General features: G+C 55.4%; 22 protein-coding genes and 1 pseudogene. 20 read left to right on the top strand and 3 right to left on the bottom strand.

Annotation, left to right across the window (positions count from 1 at the left end; all coding sequences use genetic code 11):
• Nucleotides 1–394: 394 nt before the first annotated feature.
• Nucleotides 395–1,315: an ornithine carbamoyltransferase gene (argF, locus tag A3220_RS14185; protein WP_044630133.1), complete on the bottom strand. Its 921-nt coding sequence runs from the start codon at nucleotides 1,313–1,315 to the stop codon at nucleotides 395–397.
• A 217-nt stretch (nucleotides 1,316–1,532) separates the two neighbouring features.
• Here argF and grxD point away from each other — a divergent pair, with 217 nt between their 5' ends.
• The 8 genes from grxD to A3220_RS14145 all read left to right on the top strand — a co-directional run bounded on the left by grxD (nucleotide 1,533) and on the right by A3220_RS14145 (nucleotide 7,552).
• Complete coding sequence (grxD, locus tag A3220_RS14180) at nucleotides 1,533–1,883, top strand: Grx4 family monothiol glutaredoxin (protein ID WP_044630132.1); 351 nt, start codon at nucleotides 1,533–1,535, stop codon at nucleotides 1,881–1,883.
• Nucleotides 1,884–2,040: 157 nt separating this feature from the next.
• Nucleotides 2,041–3,969, top strand: a complete 1,929-nt coding sequence (gene dnaX / locus A3220_RS14175; protein WP_062375399.1) for a DNA polymerase III subunit gamma/tau — start codon at nucleotides 2,041–2,043, stop codon at nucleotides 3,967–3,969.
• A 48-nt stretch (nucleotides 3,970–4,017) separates the two neighbouring features.
• Complete coding sequence (locus A3220_RS14170; protein ID WP_044630130.1) at nucleotides 4,018–4,344, top strand: YbaB/EbfC family nucleoid-associated protein; 327 nt, start codon at nucleotides 4,018–4,020, stop codon at nucleotides 4,342–4,344.
• 3 nt (nucleotides 4,345–4,347) lie between these two features.
• Nucleotides 4,348–4,953, top strand: a complete 606-nt coding sequence (recR, locus tag A3220_RS14165) for a recombination mediator RecR (protein ID WP_044630129.1) — start codon at nucleotides 4,348–4,350, stop codon at nucleotides 4,951–4,953.
• A 53-nt stretch (nucleotides 4,954–5,006) separates the two neighbouring features.
• Complete coding sequence (rnd, locus tag A3220_RS14160; RefSeq protein ID WP_062375397.1) at nucleotides 5,007–6,140, top strand: ribonuclease D; 1,134 nt, start codon at nucleotides 5,007–5,009, stop codon at nucleotides 6,138–6,140.
• On the top strand, nucleotides 6,137–6,430 hold the full coding sequence (locus A3220_RS14155; protein WP_044630128.1) for a YcgL domain-containing protein: 294 nt from the start codon (nucleotides 6,137–6,139) through the stop codon (nucleotides 6,428–6,430). The genes rnd and A3220_RS14155 overlap by 4 nt, the downstream gene beginning before the upstream one ends.
• Nucleotides 6,431–6,461: 31 nt before the next feature.
• Nucleotides 6,462–7,034: an ACP phosphodiesterase gene (locus A3220_RS14150; protein WP_054641338.1), complete on the top strand. Its 573-nt coding sequence runs from the start codon at nucleotides 6,462–6,464 to the stop codon at nucleotides 7,032–7,034.
• A 59-nt stretch (nucleotides 7,035–7,093) separates the two neighbouring features.
• Complete coding sequence (locus A3220_RS14145) at nucleotides 7,094–7,552, top strand: YcgN family cysteine cluster protein (protein ID WP_044630126.1); 459 nt, start codon at nucleotides 7,094–7,096, stop codon at nucleotides 7,550–7,552.
• A 542-nt stretch (nucleotides 7,553–8,094) separates the two neighbouring features.
• Here A3220_RS14145 and A3220_RS14140 read toward each other — a convergent pair.
• The gene (locus tag A3220_RS14140; RefSeq protein ID WP_062375395.1) at nucleotides 8,095–10,167 is read right to left on the bottom strand and encodes a prolyl oligopeptidase family serine peptidase; all 2,073 of its coding nucleotides are present in this window, start codon (nucleotides 10,165–10,167) and stop codon (nucleotides 8,095–8,097) included.
• Nucleotides 10,168–10,229: 62 nt separating this feature from the next.
• Here A3220_RS14140 and A3220_RS14135 point away from each other — a divergent pair, with 62 nt between their 5' ends.
• The 8 genes and pseudogenes from A3220_RS14135 (at nucleotide 10,230) to A3220_RS14100 (ending at nucleotide 21,251) form a co-directional block, all read left to right on the top strand.
• Nucleotides 10,230–10,652, top strand: a complete 423-nt coding sequence (locus A3220_RS14135; RefSeq protein ID WP_044630124.1) for a hypothetical protein — start codon at nucleotides 10,230–10,232, stop codon at nucleotides 10,650–10,652.
• A gap of 27 nt (nucleotides 10,653–10,679) precedes the next feature.
• Nucleotides 10,680–11,459, top strand: a complete 780-nt coding sequence (locus A3220_RS14130; RefSeq protein ID WP_062375392.1) for a class II glutamine amidotransferase — start codon at nucleotides 10,680–10,682, stop codon at nucleotides 11,457–11,459.
• Nucleotides 11,460–11,624: 165 nt separating this feature from the next.
• The gene (locus tag A3220_RS14125; RefSeq protein ID WP_058576302.1) at nucleotides 11,625–13,298 is read left to right on the top strand and encodes an AMP-binding protein; all 1,674 of its coding nucleotides are present in this window, start codon (nucleotides 11,625–11,627) and stop codon (nucleotides 13,296–13,298) included.
• A gap of 203 nt (nucleotides 13,299–13,501) precedes the next feature.
• Nucleotides 13,502–17,413, top strand: a complete 3,912-nt coding sequence (gene hrpA, locus A3220_RS14120; RefSeq protein ID WP_252860478.1) for an ATP-dependent RNA helicase HrpA — start codon at nucleotides 13,502–13,504, stop codon at nucleotides 17,411–17,413.
• A 118-nt stretch (nucleotides 17,414–17,531) separates the two neighbouring features.
• Nucleotides 17,532–18,653: a beta-ketoacyl-ACP synthase III gene (locus A3220_RS14115; protein WP_062375389.1), complete on the top strand. Its 1,122-nt coding sequence runs from the start codon at nucleotides 17,532–17,534 to the stop codon at nucleotides 18,651–18,653.
• Between the two features lie 65 nt (nucleotides 18,654–18,718).
• Nucleotides 18,719–19,540, top strand: a complete 822-nt coding sequence (locus A3220_RS14110; RefSeq protein ID WP_062375387.1) for a VacJ family lipoprotein — start codon at nucleotides 18,719–18,721, stop codon at nucleotides 19,538–19,540.
• An 8-nt stretch (nucleotides 19,541–19,548) separates the two neighbouring features.
• The gene (locus A3220_RS14105) at nucleotides 19,549–20,742 is read left to right on the top strand and encodes a SpoIIE family protein phosphatase (protein ID WP_062375386.1); all 1,194 of its coding nucleotides are present in this window, start codon (nucleotides 19,549–19,551) and stop codon (nucleotides 20,740–20,742) included.
• Nucleotides 20,732–21,251 (top strand): annotated as a pseudogene (locus A3220_RS14100) (STAS domain-containing protein). Before A3220_RS14105 ends, A3220_RS14100 begins: the two are co-directional and overlap by 11 nt.
• Nucleotides 21,252–21,316: 65 nt before the next feature.
• Here the strand turns inward: A3220_RS14100 and tal are convergent.
• On the bottom strand, nucleotides 21,317–22,255 hold the full coding sequence (gene tal, locus A3220_RS14095) for a transaldolase (protein WP_062375385.1): 939 nt from the start codon (nucleotides 22,253–22,255) through the stop codon (nucleotides 21,317–21,319).
• A 151-nt stretch (nucleotides 22,256–22,406) separates the two neighbouring features.
• Here tal and A3220_RS14090 point away from each other — a divergent pair, with 151 nt between their 5' ends.
• The 4 genes from A3220_RS14090 to A3220_RS14075 form a co-directional block, all read left to right on the top strand.
• A complete protein-coding gene (locus tag A3220_RS14090; RefSeq protein ID WP_062375384.1) occupies nucleotides 22,407–23,597 on the top strand; it encodes a multidrug effflux MFS transporter in 1,191 nt (396 codons plus the stop codon).
• Nucleotides 23,598–23,599: 2 nt separating this feature from the next.
• Nucleotides 23,600–24,331 (top strand): sulfite exporter TauE/SafE family protein, encoded by a 732-nt coding sequence (locus tag A3220_RS14085; protein WP_062375383.1) that lies wholly within the window; start codon nucleotides 23,600–23,602, stop codon nucleotides 24,329–24,331.
• A gap of 117 nt (nucleotides 24,332–24,448) precedes the next feature.
• Entirely contained in the window at nucleotides 24,449–25,462 is a 1,014-nt protein-coding gene (locus A3220_RS14080) for a substrate-binding domain-containing protein (protein WP_058576305.1), read from the top strand.
• Nucleotides 25,463–25,625: 163 nt separating this feature from the next.
• Nucleotides 25,626–26,041 (top strand): phosphate ABC transporter permease family protein (locus A3220_RS14075; protein WP_174524469.1); only part of this gene is annotated, 416 nt, incomplete at its 3' end.

Genomic DNA, 26,041 nt, shown 5'->3' with positions numbered 1-26,041 from the left:
AGCAGAGGCCATATTAGGCTACGTCTAACCAAGAGCTGAAGGGCTGAACCTGTCACGAGTGGATAGTTGACCACTCTCTGATGTGTACGAGCAGAAGCCTCCCCGGAGGGCTCTCGATAACTGTATGGCGGGCCGGAAGCCCAAAGACTGTCGAAGCGCTCAGAGCACACAGGCGAGCGAATTCAGCGGAACGAAGCTCAGCCCGATAATGGGGGACAGGAACCGCCGTGGTACGGATCCGTTTGCCCGGTGGTGTGAGAGGACGGGGGAGGCGACTCCCCCTCCTACTCGATCTTGTTTTGTACCCGGTGTGGTGGCGTTTGCTTTCGAGGGCGTTGTGCACAAGCCCGCCCTGCAAAGCATACAGGGCGGGATAGAGGTTAGGCGATAGAGGTTATGCGTCGACTTTGCCTAGTAACAAAAACTCGATCAATGCTTTTTGAGCGTGTAGGCGGTTGCCGGCTTCCTGCCATACTACTGCCCTTGGGTCGTCCAGCAGCGTGAGGCTGATCTCTTCGCCTCGATGAGCAGGCAAGCAGTGTAAAAACAGCACGTCAGATTGGGCGGAGTCGAGCAGGGCTTCAGTTACCTGGAAGCCTGCAAAGTCGGCTTCTCGTTTTGCCTGCTCCTCTTCCTGGCCCATGGAAGCCCATACGTCAGTAGTGATTAAGTCAGCACCTTTAGCCGCTTCTTGTGGGTCGTGGAGCAGGGTGACGCAGTCACCCGCAGCGGCCATGATATCTTCGCGTGGTTCATAGCCTTCCGGGCAGCAGACCCGCAGATGAAAGCCGAACTGGCGGGCGGCGTTGATCCAGGAGTGGCACATATTATTGCCATCGCCAATCCACACCGCGGTGCGACCTTTGACGCTGCCGCGCAGCTCTGTCCAGGTCATCACATCTGCCAGCAGTTGGCAGGGGTGGTAGTCGTCGCTTAGGGCATTAATCACCGGCACGCTGCTGGCGCTGGCATAGGTTTCCAGGCCTTGGTGGGAGAAGGTGCGAATCATGACTGCATCCACCATCTCAGAGAGCACGCGAGCGGTGTCTTCGATTGGCTCACCGCGGCCAAGCTGGGTATCACGAGGAGAGAGGAAGAGCGCATGGCCACCAAATTGCGCCATGCCTGTTTCAAAAGAGACGCGGGTTCGGGTGGACGATTTTTCAAAAATCATCGCCAGCGTGCGGTTTGGTAGCGGTGTGTACACTGGGCCATTAGCTTTAAGATCCGTCTTGATCTTAATGGCACGCTGGATCAAATACGCCAGCTCATCTGGGGTCAAATCCAATAGGGTAAGGAAATGGCGTGTCGCCATGGACTTCTCTCCGCGCAAAAACACCATCCTAGCGATGCGGCAGGGGATGCGCAACGCGGGCGGCATGCGTAGAATGGCTGCCACGCGTTAAGGCCGAGTAGTTTGCTCGGGTATTGGTGTAATCACCAATCCATGGCATTACTAGGTCGTGGGGTTAAAGCCAGTTGACGAATTGCGTAAACTGGCTTGGATCACATCACTTATTTAGGAGCACATTATGAGCACCACTGCCGAAAATATTCAGCGTCAAATCAGCGAAAACCCGATTTTGATCTACATGAAAGGCACCCCCCAACTGCCCCAGTGCGGCTTCTCTGCACAGACAGTGCAGGCGCTGATGAGCTGCGGCGAACGTTTTGCCTTCGTCAACGTATTGGATAACCCGGATATCCGTGCTGAGCTGCCGAAAATTGCCAACTGGCCGACCTTTCCCCAGCTATGGGTAGAAGGCGAGCTGGTAGGCGGCTGCGATATTGTCATTGAAATGCATCAAAACGGTGAGCTTGAAAAGTTGGTAAAAGAAGCCGCCCAACGTGCTGGTGCCGCTGAAGGTGGCGATAACGCCTAAGCGTAACGCCTCATGCCGCTCGGCATCTGCCGGGCGGTTGGCGGGCTGCGGTGCAGCCGCTAGAATGGTGCTCTATGAAGCACCAACAATTAGCATCTACGGTTTACGATAGGTTGTTTAGCATCGACAGTCAGCCCGCCTAAGGAAGTTTTGCTCAATGAGCTATCAGGTTCTGGCCCGCAAATGGCGGCCACGTACATTCCACGAGCTCGTGGGCCAGGCCCATGTTCAACGCGCCTTGGTCAATGCCCTTGATCAGGGCCGCTTACACCACGCTTACCTGTTTACTGGCACGCGTGGCGTCGGCAAAACCACGCTGGCGCGCATTTTGGCGAAATGCCTTAACTGTACCGCTAATGGGCGCGGGGATGAGGGAATTACCTCGACACCCTGCGGTCAGTGCGATAGTTGCCAAGCCATCGATGAAGGCCGTTTTGTCGACCTGATCGAAGTCGACGCTGCTTCGCGAACCAAAGTAGAAGATACCCGCGAACTGCTCGATAACGTTCAGTACGCGCCTACCCAAGGGCGCTACAAGGTATACCTTATTGATGAGGTGCACATGCTCTCCACCAGCAGCTTTAATGCGCTGCTTAAAACGCTGGAAGAGCCGCCACCCCATGTAAAATTTCTGTTAGCGACCACCGATCCGCAGAAGCTCCCCGCCACGGTACTATCCCGCTGTTTGCAGTTTACGCTCAAGCATATGCCGCCTGAGCGGGTAGTCGAGCACTTAACTTATGTGCTGGGCGAAGAGGGGGTTGAGTATGATGAAAGCGCGTTGTGGCTGTTAGGCAAGGCTGCTGAAGGCTCCATGCGCGATGCAATGAGCCTGACTGATCAAGCCATAGCCTTTGGCCAAGGGGCTGTGCGCCATGCTGATGTAGCGGCAATGCTGGGCACGTTGGATCATCGCCATGTGCTGGCCTTGGTTGAAGCGCTAGCAGCGGTAGATGTTCAGAAGTTGCTGGCAGAAGTGGCCCAGCTAGCCGAGCAGGGGCCTGATTTTGCCGCCGTGCTAGATGAGTTAACTGCCATACTCCACCGCTTGGCCGTGGCGCAAATGGTGCCGGATGCAGTGGATAATAGCCACGGTGACCGAGCGCAAATTCAGCAGCTGGCCAGCCGTTTTACCGCTGAAGATATCCAGCTCTACTACCAGATTGGTATCCAGGGGCGTGGCGATATGGTACACGCCCCAGACTTGCGTAGTGCTCTGGAGATGACGCTGTTACGGATGCTGGCTTTCCGCCCTCAGGGCGTTCCCAAGCCACCTGCGACGCCGCTGCCGCTACGCCCTGAGCCTGCGCCGTCAGCAGATGCAACGCCAGCTCCCACAGCACCGCCAAGCGCCCCTGTGTTAGCGGAGCCAGCCGCAAAAAAGCCTGAGCCTGCACCCGCCGCTGCCGAGGCTGAGCCGCCTGAGCCTGCGGTGCAGGTAGCTCCACCAAGTGAGGCGCCCGAGGCATTAGAGCCGCAATATGATGCGCCGCCGCCCTGGTCGCTTGAAGAGGTAGAAAGCGCCGCTACGCTCTCGCCAGAGCCAGAGCCAGAGCCAGAGCCAGAGCCAGAGCCAGAGCCAGAGCCAGAGCCAGAGCCAGAGCCAGAGCCAGAGCCAGAGCCCACTCCATCCTTTAATGTGGCGCCTTCCTCGCTTTCGGCTGAATCGCTGGCCTCGGGAGATCTCTTAAACCACGCCGCGTGGCTGGCTTGTTTTGACGCCTTAGGTTTAGGCGGGCTGACGCGTAACTTAGCGGCACATTGCCAGTTAGAAAGCGATGATGGTGGCACTGTGGTGCTGCGGCTTGACCCCAGCCAGTCCGCCATGAAGGCCGAGGTTCATAACGTGCGCATTGAGCGAGCGCTGAAAGAGATCGGCATACCAAGAAGGGTTCAGTTCAGTGTGGCTGAACTTGACGCCACGCTGGAAACACCCCAGCAACAGGAAGAGCGTTTACAGCAAGAACGCCATGCGCAGGCTGTTGATCTGTTGCATCACGACCCCAATATTCAGAAGTTGCAGCAGGCGTTTGGGGCTACGCTAATTGAGTCAACCGTAAAACCAGCGCCAGAGCCACGTTCCTAACGGCCGACGGCTACCAACTCGCTTATTAATGATTTAGGAGAAGACCGCATGTTTAAAGGCGGAATGGGCAACATCATGAAGCAAGCCCAAGAAATGCAGGAAAAAATGCAGCGCGTTCAAGAAGAAGTGGCCAAAGCTGAAGTGCACGGCGAAGCGGGTGCGGGCATGGTAAAAATTACCATGAATGGCCGCCATGATGTCAGCGATGTCACGATCGACCCCAGCGTGCTGGAAGAAGATAAAGAGCTGCTTGAAGATTTGCTGGCGGCAGCGGTCAACGATGCTGTACGCAAAGTAGAAGCGAACTCCAAAGCGAAAATGGAAGAAGCAACAGCCGGTTTAAACCTACCGCCCGGCTTTAAGATGCCGTTCTAAACCATGCGCTTTTCTCCGCTTGTTGAGCAATTGATGGACGCGTTTCGCGTGTTGCCAGGCGTTGGGCCAAAAACGGCTCAGCGCATGGCGATGCATTTACTAGAGCGTGAACGCCCAGGTGGCCAGCGATTAGCCGCAGTGATTCAGCAGGCGATAGAGGAAGTAGGCTACTGCCAGCGCTGCCGTACGCTCACCGAAGCCGATATTTGCGCGCTGTGCGAGAGCTCTCGCCGTGATGATGCACTGTTGTGCGTGGTTGAATCGCCCGCAGACCAGCTAGCGATTGAAGAGGCTGGCGGTTTTCAAGGGCGCTATTTTGTACTGCATGGTCACCTTTCACCGCTAGATGGTATTGGCCCGGAAGCTATCGGGCTGGAGTTGCTCGAAAGCCGTGTAGCTGAAGGCAATATTCGTGAAGTCGTTCTTGCTACTAACCCTACGGTAGAGGGTGAGGCGACAGCGCATTACATTGCCTCTCAGCTTGCGCATTACGGTGTATCCTTTTCTCGTCTCGCCTATGGCGTGCCGATGGGCGGTGAGTTGGAGTATGTGGATGGCGGTACATTAAGCCGCGCTTTTAATGGTCGCCAGCCCTTTGCTAGCGATTAATGCTGATAATAAACGCAAGCGCTGATGCGGTTGTGCCAACTCGGAAGATTGCTTTGTCCTCTTCAACTTCTGCTTTATATCAATGGATTGATAGCGCCGAGGCGTTAGACGCCGCCTGTGAACAGGTTTCCGGTGCCAGCGTTATTGCCTTAGACACCGAGTTTTTCCGCGAGAATACGTTTTTCCCCATACCGGCGCTGATTCAGTTTGCCAGTCATGAAGTGGCATATTTAGTCGACCCGTTATCAACACCCTGCACCAACGCTTTTAAAGCGCTATTGCAAAATAGCGCGGTGAAGCTGCTGCATGCCTGCAGTGAAGATTTAGAAGTCTTCCAACGCTGGGCGGGCGTGTTGCCTACGCCGCTGGTGGATACCCAGGTGGCGCAAGCCTTCTTAGGCGAAAATCCTGGCATGGGTTACCAAAAACTTGTAGAGCACTGGGTAGGCGAAACGCTTCCCAAAGAGGAGACACGCTCTAATTGGCTGGAGCGTCCGTTAACGTCTTCTCAATGTGAGTACGCCGCGCTAGACGTAATTTACTTGCTTAAAGTGTGGCAGCTTCAAGCGGAAAAACTCGACGCCTTAGGGCGGCGTGAGTGGTTGGACAGCGAGTGCGCCAGCTTGATCGAACAGGCAGGACGCAGCGTTGAAAACGACGGCCAGTGGTATACCCGCCAGCGCCAGCTTTGGCGATTGACGCCTCGCCAGCTTGAGGCCTACCGGCTAATGACGATTTGGCGCGAGGGCGAAACCCGCCGTCGAGATTTACCGCGTAATTGGCTGGTGAGCGATAAGCTGCTGTTCGTTGTGGCAGAAAAAATGCCCAAAAACCGCTATGAGCTAGCCGAGGTTGAGGGCATCAAGCCGCCGCTGGTCAAAAAAGAGGGCGATGCTCTACTGGCGCTAGTGAAGCAGGCCCAGCACTGTCCAGAAAGCGACTTACCTGCGCGTTGGCCAGACCCCATGCAGCCTGCATTTAAGCGCCGTTTCAAGGCGATTAAGGGAGTGGTTGCCGAAAAAGCAGCGGCTCTTAATATTGCTCCGGAAATGTTGCTGCGTCGCCGGGATATTGAGGCGCTGGTCATGCAGCGGCTTGCACACCAGCCATTACAAGAACTGAGTGGTTGGCGCGATACCTGCTTAACGCAAGCTATTCATCAGGCGCTTGAGGAGTCATCTTTATGAGCGAAAAACTGCTATGCGAGATTTTTAAAAGCTCGCGCAAAGACGAAATGTACCTCTACGTGGATAAGCGTAAAGGAATGGAGACAGTGCCTGAGGCGCTGATGGAGACCTTTGGTAAGCCGGTTCCTGTGCTAACGATGATGCTGACCGCTGATAAGCCGCTTGCCCGTGTGAAGGCTGCCGATGTGATGGCTGCGATTGAGGAGCAAGGATTTTACCTACAAATGCCGCCTGCCAAAGAGCCCTACTTACTGGACATTCATCGCGCTCAGACGACAGATCGCTCGTGAGTTATCGGCGCATTAGCGTGGCGCAAAAGCGATGAACTTTCTTGCCCACGCATGGCTGGCTCAGCCGGGGGACGACGGCTTTCTTTACGGTAATTTGATTGCCGATGGCGTGAAAGGCAGCGACCTTTCTGCTTGGTCGCCAAGCGTTGCCTGTGGCATTCGCCACCATCGGCGAGTTGATGCCTGGGTAGACCAGCACCCTAGCGTTATGATGGCCAAGCAGCGCGCTCCTCAGGCTCAAAGACGCTATGCGGGCATTGCGCTGGATGTTGTGTGGGATCATTTTATTTCTCGCCAGCAGGAGGGGGCTGATCAACATCAGCTGATTGATCGCTGCTATCGATTACTCAGCGCGTGGCCCGCGCCACAACGTCTAGCGACGATGATGCCGGTGCTGGTTGAGCACGACTGGTTGCGCCGTTACGCTGATTTTGATTTTACATGTCGTGCGGTGGCGGGCATCGGGCAGCGCCTTTCCGGCCCCAACCGTCTGGCTGAATTAGTGCCCTGGCTGCGTGAAGACTACACTGCTTTAGAGGCGGATTTCAGCGTGTTATGGAGTGAGTGCCGGGAGGCGCTGACCAGTGATGGTAAGACAAGCTGAGATTAGCTGGCTGCTATAGCCTGTCTCTAACGTTAACGTTTAACCGAGGTGATTAGACGATGGAAACCGCGTTACGCGAGCGCTTCTGGGAACGCTATTCGTTGGAAGAGCTAACGCCTCCAGAATGGGAAGCCCTGTGTGACGGCTGCGGTCAGTGCTGTTTGCTAAAGCTGCATGATGATGAGACGCAAGAGCTGGCCATTCTTAACGTAGCGTGCCGCCTGCTGGATACTCATAGCTGCCAGTGCAGCGATTATGAAAACCGCTTTGAGAGCGTTCCTGACTGCACCCAGCTGACCCCAGCGCTGGTAAAAGAGTTTACCTGGTTGCCGCAAACCTGTGGGTACCGACGAGTGGCGGAAGGTCGCAAGCTGGCAGGATGGCATCCATTACTAAGTAACGATGCTGAACGAGTCCATCGAAAAGGCATCAGCGTCAGAGGGTTTGCTGTGTCCCAAGATGAGGTGCCAGAAAGGCAACTCGAAGAGCATATAATTGCCGTTCTTCCTATGTCGTGATTTTCATGTTTGAGCCCCTGCCGTAGCCTTCCTTGGCGTACGTTTAGACCGCTGGCGAATGCACTGTTAGCTAGCGGTTTTCGTTTTACTGCTATCCCAAATCGTTAAAAAAGCCTCTTTAAGAGCCGAGGGTTGCGGCTGGGCAGCGGCTTTTTTGGTTGCCTGAGTGTTAGCGGGCTTCGTTGGGGTATCCCAAATGGTGGGAAACTGTTCCTGATATTTCATCGTGTTACTCCTAATGATCAGCTATATAGACGTTGGTATATAAAACTTATGGTTAGTATGCCGTAAAAATTATTTTATGGAAAGTATTTTCATAAAATAAATGGCGTAAAAAAAGCAGCGCCTTGGCGCTGCGAGTGGTTGTATTGGTGGCTGTGTTAAAGCGCGTTTTGCTGCTGTACTGCTAACCAGTGGGTCAGAGGCTCAAATGCCATGGGTTTGGCAAATAAGAAGCCTTGCCGTACATCGCAATTCAGTGCCAAGAGGTGATGCAGTGAAAGTGCCATTATGAGCGTTTCAGCCGCTTAGAGACGAATTGATCAGCGGTTCCCTAACCCTAGCGCCCACAGAATAAACGCATCCTGGCGGGCTGTATCGCGCCACGCCTTAAACCTTCCTGATGCGCCGCCGTGGCCGCTGCTCATATCGGTATGCAGCAGGATAGGCGCAGCCCCCTGCTGTGCCTGACTCACTCGGGCGTAGAATTTGGCGGGTTCCCAGTAGCTAACGCGGGTATCGAACCAACTACCCTCAATCCAAAGCGCTGGGTAGCGCTGCGAGCGGATGTTATCGATAGGTGAATAACTGGCGATACGTTCAGCCACGTCGGGTGCCTCAGGATTACCCCACTCGGTATACTCAGCGGTGGTGAGCGGCAGCTCTGGGTTCTGCATGGTGCGCAGTACATCCAGGAAAGGAACATCCAACACCGCCGCGCAGAAGGCCTCCGGCGCACGGTTGATGCAAGTACCCACCAGCAATCCGCCTGCACTGGCACCGCAGGCGACTATCCGCTCAGGCTGGCTGATATGGGCGGCCACAAGCGCTTCACGGGCGGCTAAAAAGTCGTGAAAGCTGTTCTCTTTATGAGCCATCTTGCCTGCTAAGTACCACGGTTCGCCGCGCTCACCGCCGCCGCGCACATGGGCCACAGCAAAGGCTACGCCGCGCTCCAGTAGCTCTAAGCGAGCAATAGAAAACCAGGGGTCCAGCGCTTCACCGTAAGCACCGTAGCCGTATAGCAGGGTGGGTAGTGGTTGGTCTGCCAAATCTGCTCGCATAACCACTGATACCGGGACTTGCTCGCCATCGTGGCTGGTGGCCCATATTCGGCGGCTGACTAGCTGCTCTGGAGCGAGACTGCCATGAACGGGCACCTGTTTTAAGAGCGTGCGTACACCGCTATCGAGGTCTAAGGCATACCAGCTCGGAGGGCGGGTAAACGACTCTTCGCGCAGGTGCAGCGTGCGTGCATTAAAGTGTGGCGAGTCTTCCAGCAGCTGTGAACAGGGCGTTTCGGGCAGCTCAATGTAGCTATCAAGCAACGTTTGATGGTGACTATCCAGCTCCAAGCGCCGCAGCAGTACCTGCGCATCCTGATGGCTTCTCTCAGCCAGTATCAAGCCCCACTCAAACGCATCAACCCCTTCCAGTGTCGCGTCATCGCGATGCGCAATCAGCGGCTGCCAACTGGCGTTATCGCTTTCGGCGCGCATATCCAGCTGAAAGTGGGGGCCCGTCTGGTTGTGTAGGCGATAAAAGCCCCCTGGCCGATGATCAATGCTGACTTCCACGCCCGGCTCCCGGGCATGCAGGCAAACGAGGGGTGTTTCGGGCTGGTCGGCAGGCAGGGCGAGAACTTCGGTGGTGTCTTTTGAGCCGCTCTCGATGATCAACCACGCTTTAGAGCGCGTTTTGCCCACGCCTACCCAAAATTCTGGGTCTGCCTCGCGTAACACCAGGGTCGGTGTCTGCATAGGGGCATGTTCTGCGAACGCGACCCATAGCCGCCATAGGCTGTCAGGGCGCTGGGTATCGTCGAAACGGGTAAACAGCAGCGTGGCGCCGTCTGCAGTTTGGTCCTCTGCCCAGCAAACGCTGGGTCCGATATCGCTAAGTAGTTGGCGCGGCGTGCCGTTAGGCAGCGCTTTTAACCAGAGTGTGAAGCGTTCATCGCCCTGGGTATCTTCGGTCCAGGCGAGCCACTGCTCATCCGGGGAGAGCGCCATATCACCCATGTCGTAGAACGGCTGCTCGGCAGCGCGCTCGCGAACGTCAAAAAAACAGCTTTTTTGCTCAGGTTGGCCATTTGGGTAACGCCACCAGCAGGGGTAATCATCCTCAGCGCCGGTCTCGCTCCAGAACGTAAAGTGGTCAAGCGCTGTCTCTAGACTTTTCACCGCCAATTCACGGCGCGCTAGATGCGAGTGGTAAAGGGTGTCTGCGAGGGGGGAGAGCGGTGCAAACCAATCGGCATGCTGCTGGTTGGCCGCGGTAAGAAAATCGCTGACATCAGCGCTTTCGCGGTTTTCTAACCAGTGCCATTCAGGGTCATCGGCGCGATAATAGCGCGCTACGGGCGAGCCTTCGCGCATACCAGGCTGTGCTTTCATAAATTGATAGGTACCATAACGGGAAATCAACGTCGGGTGCTTCCACCCACATGAGGGGTATTATGCTGTTTGCAGACTCAATGTCACTGCTGTGGTTCAGTTATTACGGTCTTTCACTGCTGGTGCTGCTAGCGGTTTACTTTGGATTGGCATTTTTGCCGCGTTTGCCTCGGCTCATCGTGACATGGGGCGTGGCGGGGGCGATGTGGATGCCTGCCAGTTATCGGCTGCCACTGGTCGAAGAGGGTGAGTTCTATAGCGGTTGGGCACCGTCCGCTATGGTCGCTGCCGTGGGCGTTTTTGAGAACAGTGCCACTGCTCTGCGCAACGGCTTGCTCTGGTTAGTCTTAGGGATAGCCCTAGGCGCGGGGATTGGTGTAGCGCTGTGGTGGTGGCGTCGTCCTGCGCCTGTTGAAGACACGCCTGCCCGCCGCCAAGTGGAGGACCCACAGCCTACTCGCCGCCGCGAACCGGTTATCCGTTAATGCGACTGGCATCAAGGGGGTGGGCCAATGTGTGAGCTATTGGGTATGAGCGCTAATGTGCCTACCGATATCTGCTTCAGCTTTTCAGGCTTTTTACATCGCGGTGGTGGCACAGGCCCTCATCGCGATGGGTGGGGCATCGCCTTTTATGAAGAGGGCGGCTATCGCGAATTTAGAGACCCTCACCCTTCTGTGGATTCACCGATTGCGCGTTTAATTTGCGACTACCCCATCAAGTCAAATGTTGTGATCAGCCATATTCGCCAAGCCAACGTAGGCGGCGTGCGATTGGCCAACACGCACCCCTTTGCTCGTGAAATGTGGGGGCGGCCCTGGTGCTATGCCCATAATGGGCAATTAAGTGATTGGCAGGAACTGCCTTTAGGGGTTTACACCCCGGTTGGCAATACCGATAGCGAACACGCGTTTTGCTGGTTAATGGGCGAGTTGCGCCGGGTGTTTCCAATGCCACCGGCTGCCCCAGAAACGCTTTGGGAAAAGCTCCATGACCTCTGCGAGCAGCTAAGAGGGCTGGGCGTTTTTAATCTACTCCTTTCTGACGGCGTCTATCTTTATAGCTACTGCTCTACCAAACTGGCGCACATCACTCGCCGTGCGCCTTTTGGTGAAGCGGAGTTGTCAGATGCAGAGATGACGGTCAATTTTATCGAGCACACCACGCCTAACGACATTGTCTCGGTGATTGCCACCGAGCCACTGACTCAAAATGAAGCATGGCAGCGCATGGTGCCTGGGGAGTTATTGGTGTGGAGAGAGGGAGAAATTAACGCTCGATACTGTCCATAAGATAAGTCCCGGTGATGGACTATAAGCTAAAGTTGAAACGCAAGTTTCAATCGATCGTTTTACAGTGTCATAAACGTCGTATATCGTTGGCGTTTAATCTCTTTATACAACCACACCACAATAACAAGGTCGGTCTCACATCGACACGGATAGCGGAGATAGCCCATGAGCGAACACGCCAATACTCCTATTTTAAGCGGACCAGCGCTTGAAGGATTGGATCAATATCACTCTGTTACGGATGTTTTTCACTCGGCGGTCTCTCGCTTTACCAACAAGCCTGCCTTCACCTGCATGGGGAAGACGCTGTCGTTTTCCGACCTTGACCGTCTCTCAGCCCATTTTGCCGCCTGGCTTCAGCATGAAACCGACTTAGTGCCTGGCGATAGAATTGCTATACAACTGCCCAACGTACTGCAGTTTCCGGTGGCGGTATTTGGTGCTTTGCGGGCGGGGCTTGTAGTGGTCAATACCAACCCGCTATACACCGAGCGGGAGATGGCGCATCAGTTTAAAGACTCCAATGCTAAAGCCATTGTGATTCTGGCCAATATGGCCGACAAGCTTGAGAAAGTGCTCGATAAAACGGAAATCAAGCATGTATTGGTCACGCAGCTGGGCGATTTACACGATGTGCCTAAGCGTTGGTTGATTAATGCGGTTGTGAAACACGTCAAGAAAATGGTGCCTGCATACTCATTGCCAAGTGCAGTGGGCTTTCGTGATGCCCTGAAAAAAGGAGCATCGTTAAAGCACACGCCCGTTGAGCGCAATATGGACGACTTAGCGGCGCTGCAGTATACCGGGGGCACCACCGGTATGCCGAAAGGTGCCATGCTGACCCACCGTAACCTAGTGGCCAATATGCTTCAGGCACGCTCGGCTATTGGCGAGCATCTCACGGACGGCGAAGAGCTGGTGATTGCACCGCTGCCCGTGTACCACATCTACACCTTTACCGTGAACTGCCTGTTCCTGATGGAAACCGGCAACCACTCGCTGCTGATCACTAACCCCCGCGACTTGCCGAATTTCGTTAAAGAGCTGAAGGGGCTGCCGTTCACGGGTTTTATCGGCCTCAATACGCTGTTTAACGCGCTGTGCAATCGGGACGATTTCAAGCAGCTCGACTTCTCTAAGTTGAAGCTGACCATTTCAGGCGGCATGGCGTTAACCAAAGCGGCGGCACAGCGCTGGGAAGAGACCACCGGCTGCCCGATCGCCGAAGGTTATGGTCTAACGGAAACCTCGCCGATTGTCAGCTTCAACCCTAACGATGCGATTCAACTGGGCACGATTGGTAAGCCGGTCGCGGGCACCTCGGTGAAAGTGGTCGATGCTGATGGTAACGATGTGCCGCTTGGCGAGCCGGGCGAACTTTGCGTGCAAGGTCCGCAGGTCATGAAAGGGTACTGGCAGCGTGAAGAAGAGACGCGCAACGCTATTGATGAAAACGGCTGGTTCCATACTGGCGATATCGCCGTGCTGCAGGACGATGGCTACATCAAGATCGTTGATCGTAAAAAAGACATGATCCTGGTGTCGGGCTTTAACGTCTACCCCAATGAGGTTGAAGACGTAGTAGCCGCCCACCCCGATGTGCTGGAAGCGGCGGCTGTTGGCGTTGCCGACGAGAATGCAGGGGAGGCTATCAAGCTGTTTGTGGTGTCCAAAAACAGCCAGCTTGACGCTGAAACGCTGCGCGCTTGGTGTAAGAAAGAACTAACGGCCTATAAAGTGCCCAAGTACATCGAGTTCCGCGACGAGCTGCCGAAAACCAACGTCGGTAAGGTGCTGCGTCGCCAACTGCGCGACCAGGAAACAACCCATGCGCCGTAAGGGTTGAACACTCGGTCAAGCGGGCGTTAGGCGTCTCGTTCGCGAAAGCGTTACAATGGTCGGCCCACTTACGAGTGGGCCGACGTTTATTCTGAGATGGAACCGAGCCTAACGTGACCACCGACACGCACTCATCCCGCATCGATACCCCACAAGACAACGCCCCCTCGCTTACAGCGCTCACTGAGTCGCTGAGTCACGTTATGCTGCGTGATCAGGAGCGGCTCTCGCGTCGTGTGGCGGGCCTGCGGCGTCGGCAGCGAGAAAAGAAGCCGATCGACCGCGGCTTGAACGAGGTGGAGCGGGAAGTCGACAAAGCCAAGCAACTGCTGGCGCAGCGCGAAGCCCTGCGCGTGACGCTGGATTACCCGGCAGAGCTGCCGGTGGTAGAGCGCCGTGAGGATATTCTTGCCGCGATTCGCGACCACCAGGTGGTGGTCGTGGCAGGGGAAACCGGCTCGGGTAAAACCACGCAGCTGCCCAAAATGTGTTTAGAGCTTGGCCGAGGCCGAAAAGGGTTGATTGGTCATACGCAGCCACGGCGGCTGGCTGCGCGCAGCGTTGCAGGGAGGCTGGCGGAAGAGCTAAGCGTGCCGCTTGGCGAACAGGTGGGCTATCAGGTGCGTTTTAACGACCAAAGCTCGCCCAGTACGCTCGTCAAACTGATGACCGACGGCATCCTGCTGGCTGAAACACAGCACGACCCGCTGCTACTGCGTTACGACACGCTGATTATCGACGAAGCTCACGAGCGAAGCCTAAACATCGACTTCTTGCTCGGTTATCTCAAACGGCTGCTGCCCAAGCGCCCTGATTTAAAAATCATCATCACGTCGGCGACCATCGACGTGGAGCGCTTTGCGGCCCATTTCGGCTCGACGAAAACGCCTGCGCCGGTGGTCGAGGTGTCAGGCCGCACGTTCCCGGTAGATGTCCACTACCGCCCCCTGGTGCGCAGCGAAGAGGACGAGGATGACCGCACGCTGCAGGAGGGGATTTTGCATGCCGTGCGTGAGATCGAAACAATCGAGCGTGAAAAAGGCTGGCTGCATGGCCCCCGCGATGTGCTGGTGTTTCTACCCGGCGAGCGGGAAATCCGTGAAACCGCCGATACCTTACGCCGCGCGGATTTAAAGGGCACCGAGATTCTGCCGCTGTATGCACGGCTCTCTAATGAGGAGCAGAACCGTGTGTTTGCTCCCCACCGGGGGCGTCGCATCGTACTGGCAACTAACGTGGCTGAAACGTCGCTCACCGTGCCGGGAATTCGCTATGTTATCGACCCTGGCCTTGTACGCATTAGCCGCTACAGCTACCGGGCGAAAATCCAGCGGCTGCCCATTGAGCCGGTCAGTCAGGCAAGCGCCAATCAGCGTAAGGGCCGCTGTGGGCGGATTGCGGAAGGCGTGTGTATTCGTCTTTACGACGAAGAGGATTTCCTGTCACGTCCCGCGTTTACCGACCCGGAGATTCAGCGCACCAACTTAGCATCGGTCATTCTTTCAATGCTGGCGCTCAAGCTCGGCAATATTGAAGACTTCCCCTTTGTTGATCCGCCCGATGGCCGCTTTGTCAAAGATGGCTTCCGGCTGCTATTTGAACTGGGCGCAGTAAATGATAAGCAACAGCTTAGCGCCCTGGGGCGTAAGCTGGCGAAACTACCCATTGACCCGCGTTTGGCCCGTATGGTGTTGGCCGGTGCAGAGCGAGGCAGTCTGCGGGACGTGCTGGTCGTGGTCTCTGCGCTGGCGATTCAAGACCCTCGTGACCGGCCCGCTGACAAGCGCCAAGCCGCTGACCAAGCTCACCAGCGCTGGCACGACCCAGACTCCGATTTCGTTGCGCTGCTAAATTTATGGCATGGCATCGAGAATGCTCGTGAAGCGTTATCGGGCAACCAACTGCGCCGCTGGTGCCGTGACCACTACATTAACTACCTGCGCATGCGCGAGTGGCACGATACGTTCCGCCAGTTGCGCCAATTGCTGCGGGATATGGACATCGAGGTACCTGCGCCGCTGCCTCGTGATGAGAACGAGAGCGAAGAGCAGGCCAAGCAGGCAAGGCGAAAAACATCGGGCAAGCTGCATCAGGCGCTGCTGTCTGGCCTGCTCTCCAATTTGGGTACGCTGCTTGAGAACCGAGAGTACCTCGGCGCGCGTAACCGCAAGTTCATGATTCACCCTGGCTCTGGGCTGGCGAAAAAAACACCCAAATGGGTCATGGCCTTTGAGCTGATCGAAACCACCAAGCTGTTTGCGCGCACTGTTGCCAAGATCGACCCGCAGTGGATCGAGCCCCAAGCGCAGCATCTGGTGAAAAGTAGCTATAGCGAACCCCATTGGGAAATGAAGCGTGCTCAGGTCGTGGCGTTTGAACAGGTCACTCTGTTTGGCCTGCCGATTGTGGCGCGCCGTCGTGTCCATTACGGGCCTATTGCGCCCCAGGAGTCGCGGGAGCTGTTTATTCGTCGGGCGCTGGTGGAAGGCGAGTTCCAAACCAAAGGAGAATTCTTCACCCATAACCGTGCGCTGATCGAAGAGGTAGAGGCGCTAGAAGATCGTGCCCGCCGACGGGATATCTTGGTGGACGAAGAGACGCTGTTCGCCTTCTACGATGAGCGGATACCCGCCGATATCGTTAACGGCAAGGGCTTTGAACACTGGCGCAAGCAGGCCGAGCGCCAAGACCCCACGCTGCTGAAGTTTGATATCGATGCGCTAAAGGCCCGTGATGCTCACGACGTTACTCAGGCGCAGTACCCGGATCACTTAACGCTGTCTGGCGTAGCGTATCCGGTCAGCTACCACTTTGACCCAGATGCCGAGGACGATGGCGTGACCCTCACCGTCCCTGCGGCCATGTTGCCTCAGCTGCCGGTGCACGCGTTGGAGTGGCTGGTGCCGGGGCTGTTGCGTGAAAAGTGCATTGCGCTACTAAAATCGCTGCCGAAAAGTATTCGTCGCCAAGTGGTACCCATTCCCGACTGGGTCGATGCCGCGCTGGAGACGCTGGTGCCCGATGAGCGGCCGCTCACCGAAGCGCTGGGTGAATTTATCCGCCGCCGCACTGCTACCCGCGTTCACCCTGATGATTGGCGTCTCGATCTGCTGCCGCCGCACCTCATTATGAACGTGCGGGTCGTTGATCATGCGGGTAAAACGTTGGGCCAAGGACGCGATGTGCGTGCGCTGGAGCGGCGTTTCGAAGAGGCGGCGAGTGCAGGCGCCCAGGCGCTGGCCGATCAGGCAAGCCAAGCGCCCGCCTTGGATGAGTTACCAGAGTCGCCGCTGCCCGAGTCGCGGGTAACGACTCAGGCTGGTATCCGAGTAGAAGCCTACCCGGCACTTATGGCCGAGGCCCATAGCTTTAAAGTGGCGCTTTTTGATCATCCCGCGAAGGCGGCGGCGGTTCACCAGGAAGGCGTGGCACGCTTGGCCATTGCCAAGCGGCCAGAACAGGTGAAAGCCATCAAGCGCTTACCTGGCGTGGAAAAATGCGCTCTACTCTTTGCTAAAGTGGGTAGTAAACAAGCATTAGTGGATGATTTGCTGCTGGCGGTCTTCACGCAGGTGGTGGCCACCCATCCGCTGCCGCGTTCTGCCAATGAGTTCACCGAGCGGCTTAAGGCAACCGAAAGTGAGCTGATTCCTTATGCAGCATCGCTGCTGACACGCATTGAAGAGGCGCTTAAAGGGCATCTGGCGGTGACCAAAGTGCTTAAAGGGAAGCTTAACTTTGCCCTCGCGCTCGTTTACAGCGATGTAAGCGCGCAGATGCAGCGCTTGGTTTATCCTGGCTTTATTCGCGACGCAGGGGAGTGGCTTAGCGAATATCCGCGCTATACCGAAGCGGCTCTCATCCGCCTCGATAAAGCGGCCCGTGAACGCGGCCGTGACCAAATGATGATGCAGGATGTCCAAGCCCTAGAGGCACGTTTTGATGCGCGGCGAAAAAGCGAACGTAGAGGCGCCGCTGAAGACCCTGAACTCGTGGCATTTGGCTGGTGGATACAAGAATTGCGCGTATCGCTATTCGCCCAGCAGCTAGGCACTCAGATGCCGGTATCCGTGAAGCGCTTGGAAAAGCGTTGGGAAGAAATTACCAGCGTTTAATGCTACACAAGAAAGCGCTTAGATAGAGCTTAGATAGAGCGGGGTGGACAACCTCGCCATACGCTATTTTACTGACGGTTTCGGCTATTTGCCTTGAGGCCGTAATAAGGAGACAGGCATGACCAATGTAGTGATCACCGGTACAGGACTCTATACACCGGAAAACGCCATTGATAACGCGGCGTTGGTCGCTGCTTTTAACGCGTGGGTTGATCTCCATAACGCCCAGCATGCGGATGCCATCGCGCGTGGAGAGCAAGAAGCACTGGCTTATTCCAGCAGTGAATTTATTGAGAAGGCCTCGGGAATTAAAAGTCGCTATGTACTCGATGCCCAAGGGATCCTTGACCCTGAGCGTATGCGGCCTAAACTGCCTCAACGTCATAACGATGAACCGTCTATTCAGTGTGAGATGGCGACTCAGGCCGCGCGCCAGGCGCTAGAAACGGCCCAGGTTGATGCCGCTGATATTGAGCTGGTGATTGTGGCCTGTTCAAACCTAGAGCGTGCCTACCCGGCGGTCGCGGTAGAAGTACAGCAGGCCCTGGGAACAACGGGTTATGGCTTTGATATGAACGTGGCCTGCAGTTCAGCCACCTTTGCCTTGGAAACGGCGGCGAACGCGATTGCATCAGGTAGCGTTAAACGTGCGCTGATTGTGAATCCTGAAATTTGTTCTGCCCATTTGAATTTTAGAGACCGTGACAGCCACTTTATTTTCGGCGATGCTTGTACGGCTATGGTACTAGAAAATAGCGATGTTGCCGTGGCCGATGAGCGCTATGAAATTCTGGGAACGCGACTGGTGACGAAGTTTTCCAATGCGATTCGCAATAACGCGGGCTTTTTAAATCGCGTGACCGATAGCGATCCGCAGGCGTTAGATAAGCTGTTCGTTCAGGAAGGGCGCCGCGTTTTTAAAGAGGTGTGCCCTATGGTCGCTAAGCTTATCACTGACCATCTCGCTTCATTAGAGCTGTCGGGGGCGGATTTAACGCGGATGTGGTTACATCAGGCCAACCGCCATATGAACGATTTGATTGCACGTAAAGTGCTGGGTGAAGAACCCAACGAAGCACAGGCACCGATTATTTTAGATCGCTATGCGAATACCAGTTCTGCGGGCTCGATTATCGCTTTCCACCTTCACCGTGAGGCACTGTCGGAAGGGGATATCGGCGTTATTTGCTCGTTTGGGGCGGGGTACAGTGCAGGCAGTGTGGTGCTACGTCGCCAGTAATAGGCCGATGATGCCTATCACCGGCTATGTTAGGAATAGCGTTCTATGTTGAAAGAGGAAATCGCATGCTGAGGCTGTTGGCACCGCAAAAAGAGGGTCTAAGCACATGGCAGAAGCTATTGCCTATCGTGTTGCTAGCCACGTTAAGCATGGGAGGGTGTGCCAGTACGGGGTCTTCTCAAGAGGAAGACGCTGCGCAAGAGCGTGTAGCGGCTGACCCGCAGGACCCTTGGGAGGGCTTTAACAGGCGTGTGTTCGCGTTTAATGATGTGCTGGACCGCTACGCCCTCAAGCCCGTTGCACGAGGGTATAAGGCAGTCACTCCCGAGCCGGTGCAAACTGGGGTTGGCAACTTTTTCTCCAACTTAGGCGAAGTGCGTACCGCGCTCAATAGCCTGCTGCAGGGCAAACCCGCCAACGCGGGTTTAGCAACATCACGATTCTTGATCAACTCGACGGTGGGTATTGGCGGCTTGCTTGACTATGCCACGCTCATGGAAATTACCGCGGATAAAGAAGATTTTGGTCAAACCATGGCCGTGTGGGGCTGGGAGGACTCGCGCTATTTAGTGTTACCTCTGCTAGGCCCGCGCACGCTCAGGGATGCCTCTGGCTTGCCAGCCGATTTCGCTGCGAATCCCATTACATATATGGACGATCATCAGCTACGTGCAGGCCTGACGGCACTCGATATTATTCACTTTCGCGCGGGCTTGTTAGACCAAGAGTCGTTGATTTCGGGGGATCGCTACCGGTTTGTCCGCGATGCCTATTTGCAGCGCCGCCAGTTTGAGGTGAATGACGGTGTGCTTGGCGAAGACCCGTTTGCCACAGATGATTTTGATTTCGACGATACCGACTTCGGTGACGACGATTTCGCCGATTGAGGCCCAACATGGATCACGCTAAGCAGTTGATCGCGGTAATCGATGAGCCCGGCCCCGAGCGCGATGCGCTGGCTGAGGCGATTACCTGCGACGGCATGTGGGTGTTTGCTGCAGAGAACATTGACCATCTGCCTAGCGGTACGGCGCTGATTGTGGCCCATGCCCGGGCAGTGCCGCGTCAGCAGTGGTCTCAGTTGACTCACCGGTTGCCAACCCTGGTCGTCAGCGACTCTCGTCAGGATGCTGACTTGATTAAGGCCATTGATGTGGGGTTGGTGGACTACATCGTTCATCCGCTGCGACATACCGAACTGCTGCGCCGAATGATTCGTAAGGCGATTGAGCTTCACGCCTTAGCCCAAGAGCGTGATCGTGATCGTGAACGTCTCGCTGAACTCAATGAGAGCCTTGAAACTCACCTAGCGCTACTGCGGATGGACCAGCAAAGCGGGGGGCATATTCAGCGGCGTTTGTTGCCAGCGCATCCTAAAGTGATCAACGGCGTTTATTACGACTACTGGTTTGCGCCGTCGCTTTATTTGTCGGGGGATTTTCTCGACTATCAGCGTTATAACGACCGTTTTAGCGCGTTCTATTTTGCCGATGTCTCTGGGCATGGAGCGTCGTCGGCCTTTGTCACGGTGCTGCTGAAGTATTTGTGCAACCGATGGTTAAGCGAGTGGGATGGCCAAGCGCCAGAGCGGCTGCCGCCTGATTGGTTAGCGGCGATGAATCGTGAGCTTCAGGATACCAACATTGGTAAGCATGCCACGTTATTCGTCGGTGTTATTGACCATGAAGCGCATACTCTTCACTATTCGCTCGGCGCACAGCTACCGATGCCGCTGTTGGCGGCTGACGGTAAGCTGGAGCGCTTAACCGGGGAGGGAATGCCGGTAGGCCTTTTCCCAGATGTGGAGTATCCTGCGCTTAGCTGTGCTTTACCGGCCAACTTTCGTTTGTGGCTGTGTTCAGACGGTGTATTGGAATGCTTGCCGGGTAAAACGCTCGACACGCGGCTCACGGAACTTGAGCAACTCGTTAGCGAAAGTGTCACGCTTGAGCAGTTGCGCGACCGGCTAGCCAAAACCAATTCGCTTTTGATAGAGGGCGATGAGGGTGATGAGGCGAACCAGGACCGCGATGCTTTACCCGATGACCTGACAATCATGATGGTGAGCGGATTTGGTCATGCTGATTGAAGAGGGCCGCATTAAAGCGGCGTTCAACTCTGGTGTTTTTGTGTTAAAGCTCTGTGGCGATGTGCGGTTAACGCTATGTGCTACGCTAGATACCCAAGCGCAACGTCTTGCTGAAACCCCTGGCCTTCAGGCGGTGATGATTGACCTGCGCGAAGCGACCAATGTCGACTCAACGGCGCTGGGTTTTCTGGCCAAAGTAGCCATGGCGGTTAAAGGGCGGCTGGAACAGCCTCCGACGATTATTGCCGATAACCCCGACGTGCGTCAGATGTTGGATGTCATGGGTTTTGCGCGTTTTTTTTACCTTGATGGAAGCGCCTCTGCAGCCTAGTGCAACACTTAACTCTTCTATGCAAGACCTGCCCGCTGAGCCTGCCGATGAAGAAGGCTTGCGTACGCGTATTCTCGAGGCGCATCGCATTTTAATGCATATGAACGAGCATAATCGCGAACAGTTTCAGCCGCTGGTAGAGATGCTTGAAGCGCAATCTACAGTGGCACATAAATAAAACACCCTCTTACCTAGTCGATAAGAGGGTGTGATGGATATGCTACCCAAACTGGCTGGAAGCAATTAGCTCTGCCGTAGTTTGCCAAGTAGCTCTTCAAGCTTACGCTGGTCGGCCATAAATTTACGAATTCCCTCGGCCAGTTTATCTGTTGCCATTTCGTCTTCGTTCATCTCCCACCGAAAGTCTGCTTGGGTCAGCTCTTGCTCGACAGAGCTGCTGGCGCCCATGGGAGTTAATTGACGTGGCAGTTCACCCTGTAATTCGTCGAGTTCGTTAAGTAAGGCCGGCGAGATAGTCAGGCGGTCACAGCCTGCCAGTGCCTGAATTTCACCCACGTTACGGAAACTAGCGCCCATGACAATCGTGGGGTAGCCATGTCCTTTGTAGTGGTCGTAAATGCGCTTGACGGACTGTACGCCTGGGTCATTGGCGCCGCTGAAGTCAGCTTCCGGCGAGCGCGCTTTGTGCCAGTCGAGAATACGGCCCACAAACGGTGAAATCAGCGTGGCACCGGCATCGGCGCATGCCTGTGCCTGAGCAAAGCCGAATAGCAAGGTCAGGTTGGTGCGAATGCCATCGCGCTCAAGCTGGCGGGCTGCCTGAATGCCTTCCCAGGTGGACGCCATTTTAATCAAAATACGTCCGGGGCCGACACCATGCTGGGCATAGCGCTCAATTAGCGAGTGCGCTTTGGCAACGGTGGCATCACGGTCAAACGAGAGGCGGGCGCTCACTTCTGTCGACACATAGCCCGGCACTAGCTTGCTAATCTCGCTGCCAATATCCACCGCGACACGGTCTACCGCGTCGTCGAGATCGGTGCTCTCTTTGGCGATGCTTGCCAAGCGAGCGCGGCGCTCTTCCTGCTGGGCAGCTTGAAGGATGAGAGAGGGGTTGGTAGTTGCATCCTGGGGCTGGAAGCGACGAATAGCCTCAAGGTCGCCCGTATCAGCAACCACGGTGGTCATCTCTTTTAATTGGCTTAATAGGCTAGTGGCCATGCAATGCTCCTTGGTTGTCCTGTGGGGTACTTTAGCAAGGGCCGCGCGTGGCGAACAGACACCGACAAATGAATTGAAATCGATTATGATTAGCGGCCTACCTTTTCGGCGGCACGCGCCGCTTTTTTTTATGCCCATTTTAAGGAGGCTTATGGAACTTAATCCTCGTCGGGTGGCTTGGTTGGTGGCCGCCAACACAGCGCTTGCGCCTTTCGCGATTGATGCCTATCTGCCTGCCATCGGCATACTGGCTGAGAGTATTAATGCCAGCATTCACCATACTGAACTCTCGATCAGTATGTTTTTGTTTGGATTTGCATTGGGTCAGCTTTGCTTTGGGCCGCTCTCGGATCGGTTAGGTCGTAAACCGGTACTGTTGAGCGGACTGGTAGTCTTTATGCTGGCCAGCCTAATGATTACCACTGCCGATAGCTTAACGTCGCTATTGGTTTGGCGCTTTATTCAAGCGTTAGGGGGCGGCGCCTGTGTGGTGAACTCGGCTGCCATCGTACGTGACTGTTTCAGCGGGCGTGAGGCGGCTAAGGTGATGTCCACCATGGCCATGATCATGATGCTAGCCCCACTGGTGGCACCGGCGGTGGGTAGTTTGTTGCTGCACATTGCTGGCTGGTGGCTGATCTTCGTCTTCCTGGCTGTGTATGCTGGTTTTCTATTCTGGTTGTTAGGTACCCGGCTACCCGAAACCCGTGATATCAACTTGCCTGCGGCCTCGCCTCGGCAAGTGATCTGCAACTATGCAAGCGTGCTGCGCCACAAAGAGGGCATGGGTTATATCTGTGCGGTAGCCGCTTCGTTTGCCGGGCTATTTGCCTTTGTGACCGCATCGCCATTTTTATACTTGGACTATTTTTCGCTTTCGCCAAGCGTCTACCCACTGGTGTTTGGGGTCAACGTGGTGGTGATTGCACTCTCCAATCGCGTCAATATTCACTTGCTGCGCAATCGCACACCACAGCAGAACCTGCGCTTAGGACTGGCTGTTCAGCTGGTGGCCGCCCTGGGGCTTGTGTTGGCCACGGCGCTTAACGTGGCGTCGCTCTATGTGGTGGTGCCGCTGGTGATGATGTTTACGGGCATGATTGGTCTGATTACGCCCAACGCCATCTCTTCATTGTTGGATCATTTTGGCCATATCAGTGCCACCGCGACAGCGCTGCTGGGCGGCATACAGTTTAGCTGTGGCGCGTTGGCAGGCGTGCTGGTGGGGCTATTTCAAGTGGAGCACTTGTGGCCCATGGTTTTAACCATGCTAGGCGCTGCCCTGCTGGGTAATATCGGCGTAAGAGTGCTGACCGAAACCCCAAAGGCGGATGAAGCGTAGTAATGGATAGCCTGCTGCAGTGGTTAGAGATGCCTTTGGATAGCTGGTTAGCCTGCGCGGCCGTGCTGCTACTGGGCGCTTTCGTGCAGCGGGCCACGGGCTTTGGCTTGGCGGTGGTGGGTGCGCCACTGCTGTTGATGATAGAGCCACGGCTGGTGCCGGTGATTTTGGTGCTGTTTGGTTTTACCGTTTCGTTGATGATGGTCCGCCGTTATTGGCATGAGGTGAGGCTAAAGGAAATTGGCGTTGCCCTGATTGGCCGCTTACCGGGTAACGGCCTGGGCATTTGGCTATTGCTGGCAGCGCCGATGGTCGTGCTGGAACAGCTAATTGCCGCCATCGTGCTATTTGCTGTGCTGGTCACGGTATGCCGCTTCGAGCTGCCGGTGAACCGCTTCACGCTATTTGTGGCGGGCATTCTCTCCGGCGTTTTTGGGACGGTGGCGGCCATCGGCGGGCCGCCCATTGTGCTACTCATGCACGGTTTCTCACCTGACCGCATGCGTGGCAACTTAGCAGCCTTTTTTGTCCTCACCTCTTTGTTAACCCTGCTAACGCTGGCGCTGGCAGGACAGATCAGTGTTTGGCACTTTAAACTGGCGCTTACTTTTCTGCCTGCCGTGTTGTTAGGCAATGCGCTGGCCGATGCCATTGCCGATCGGTTGGATAAACAGCTACTACAGCGGCTTTCATTGGGGCTTTGTACCTTTGCCGCGCTCGGTCTGCTGTTATAGAGAGAAACTTTTTAAAAAAAATAGGCACGTTTTTGGTGATGTCATAAAGATGTCATCGAAGCGGTGCAAAGTACGTCATGCGAAGGCCAGAACCCTACATCGACAGGAGTATTTCGCATGAACCGTATTCTAAAAACTACCGTCATTGCGGCGGCTGTAATGAGCGTTGCCGGTGTGGCACAGGCGCGTGACCAGATTCGTATCGTTGGCTCCAGTACTGTTTACCCGTTTGCCAGCTACGTTACTGAAGAGTTTGGAGCGCTGACCAACTACCCGACGCCAGTGATCGAGTCCACGGGTTCTGGTGGTGGTATTCGTCTGTTCTGTAACGGTGTTGGTGAAGGCACTCCGGACATCACCAACGCTTCTCGTCGCATGAAGCCTTCTGAGCTTGAGCGTTGTGAAGAGAACGGTGTAACCGACATCACCGAAGCCAAAATTGGTTCTGACGGTATCGTTCTAGGCTTGGCGGCTACTAACGAGCCGATCGACCTGACGCTTGAGCAAATTTTCCTGGCGGTGGCCGCCCAGGTGCCGGTCGACGGCGAACTGGTAGATAACCCCTACACCAACTGGAGCGACATCGACGCTTCTCTGCCGGATCGCGCCATCTCTATCTATGGCCCGCCCAGCACTTCCGGTACCCGTGATGCGTTCGAAGAGCTGGTGATGGAAGCCGCCTCTGCCGAAATGGACATCTACGGTGAAGAAGGTTACACCGATATCCGTACTGACGGTGTTTACATCGACGCCGGTGAGAACGACAACCTAATCGTTCAGCGTCTGGCGGAAGACACCGGTGCCTTCGGTATCTTCGGCTACTCCTTCCTGGTTGAGAACCCGGACACCATCATGGGTGCGACCATTGGCGGTGTTGAACCTGAAGTAGAAGCCATCAGCTCTGGTGAGTACCCGGTTGCTCGTTCACTGTGGTTCTACCTGAAGAACCAGCACGCTGACGAAGTCACTCCGATGTATGAATACGCCAACATGTTCATGGAAGACCAGATGATCGGTTCTGACGGTTATCTGGTAGACATTGGCCTGATTCCGCTACCGGAAGCGGAGCGTGAGCAGGCTCGCCAGAAAGTTGCTGACCGCGTTAAGCTGGTTGCTGCTGATCTGGAATAATCGCTAGCACATATAATCGCTAGCACATAGTGACAACATGGCCGGTAGCCTTTGCTACCGGCCATTTGTTTTTGGGTCACGCTGTCTTTGTCATATTGCTGTCATGTTTTTAATCCAAAGTAGCAGCCAACACGATTTCATTAGGTGATGCGAGCGAAATTCGATGCAAACAAACCAGCTACTTTTACTCTTTTGCACAGTGCTCTTGCTGCTTGGGCTAGTGGCCTTTTTTGTGGGCCGAGCGAAGGCTGCGCGGGTCCGTGCTTCTGGCGCGGCGATGTATGCACAGCCTGACCAATATGCGTGGTTTGCTGTTCTCTCAACAGCAGGCCCTGCGGTGCTGGTGGGGGCGCTAGGCTCGCTACTGTTATTACTGTTGGGCGCAGATATTCCGCCCATGTATTTATTAGCAGCCAGTTTAGTGGTCGCTGCGGCTGGTTTGGCGGTTGGTGTGGCTCAAGTGAAGCCCCATTTTCACGCTCGCCAAGCCATTGAACGCGTGATTCGCTGGGTGCTAACCGGCGCCGCGATGATATCGATCTTTACTACCTTCGGTATTCTGTTTTCGATCATTTCGGA

Origin of the sequence: Halomonas sp. KX33721, from assembly GCF_001596805.1 — a bacterium.
Lineage (GTDB): Bacteria > Pseudomonadota > Gammaproteobacteria > Pseudomonadales > Halomonadaceae > Vreelandella > Vreelandella aquamarina.
The sequence above is the reverse complement of the archived record's forward strand: the minus strand, read 5'-3'. Positions and strand labels throughout refer to the sequence as shown.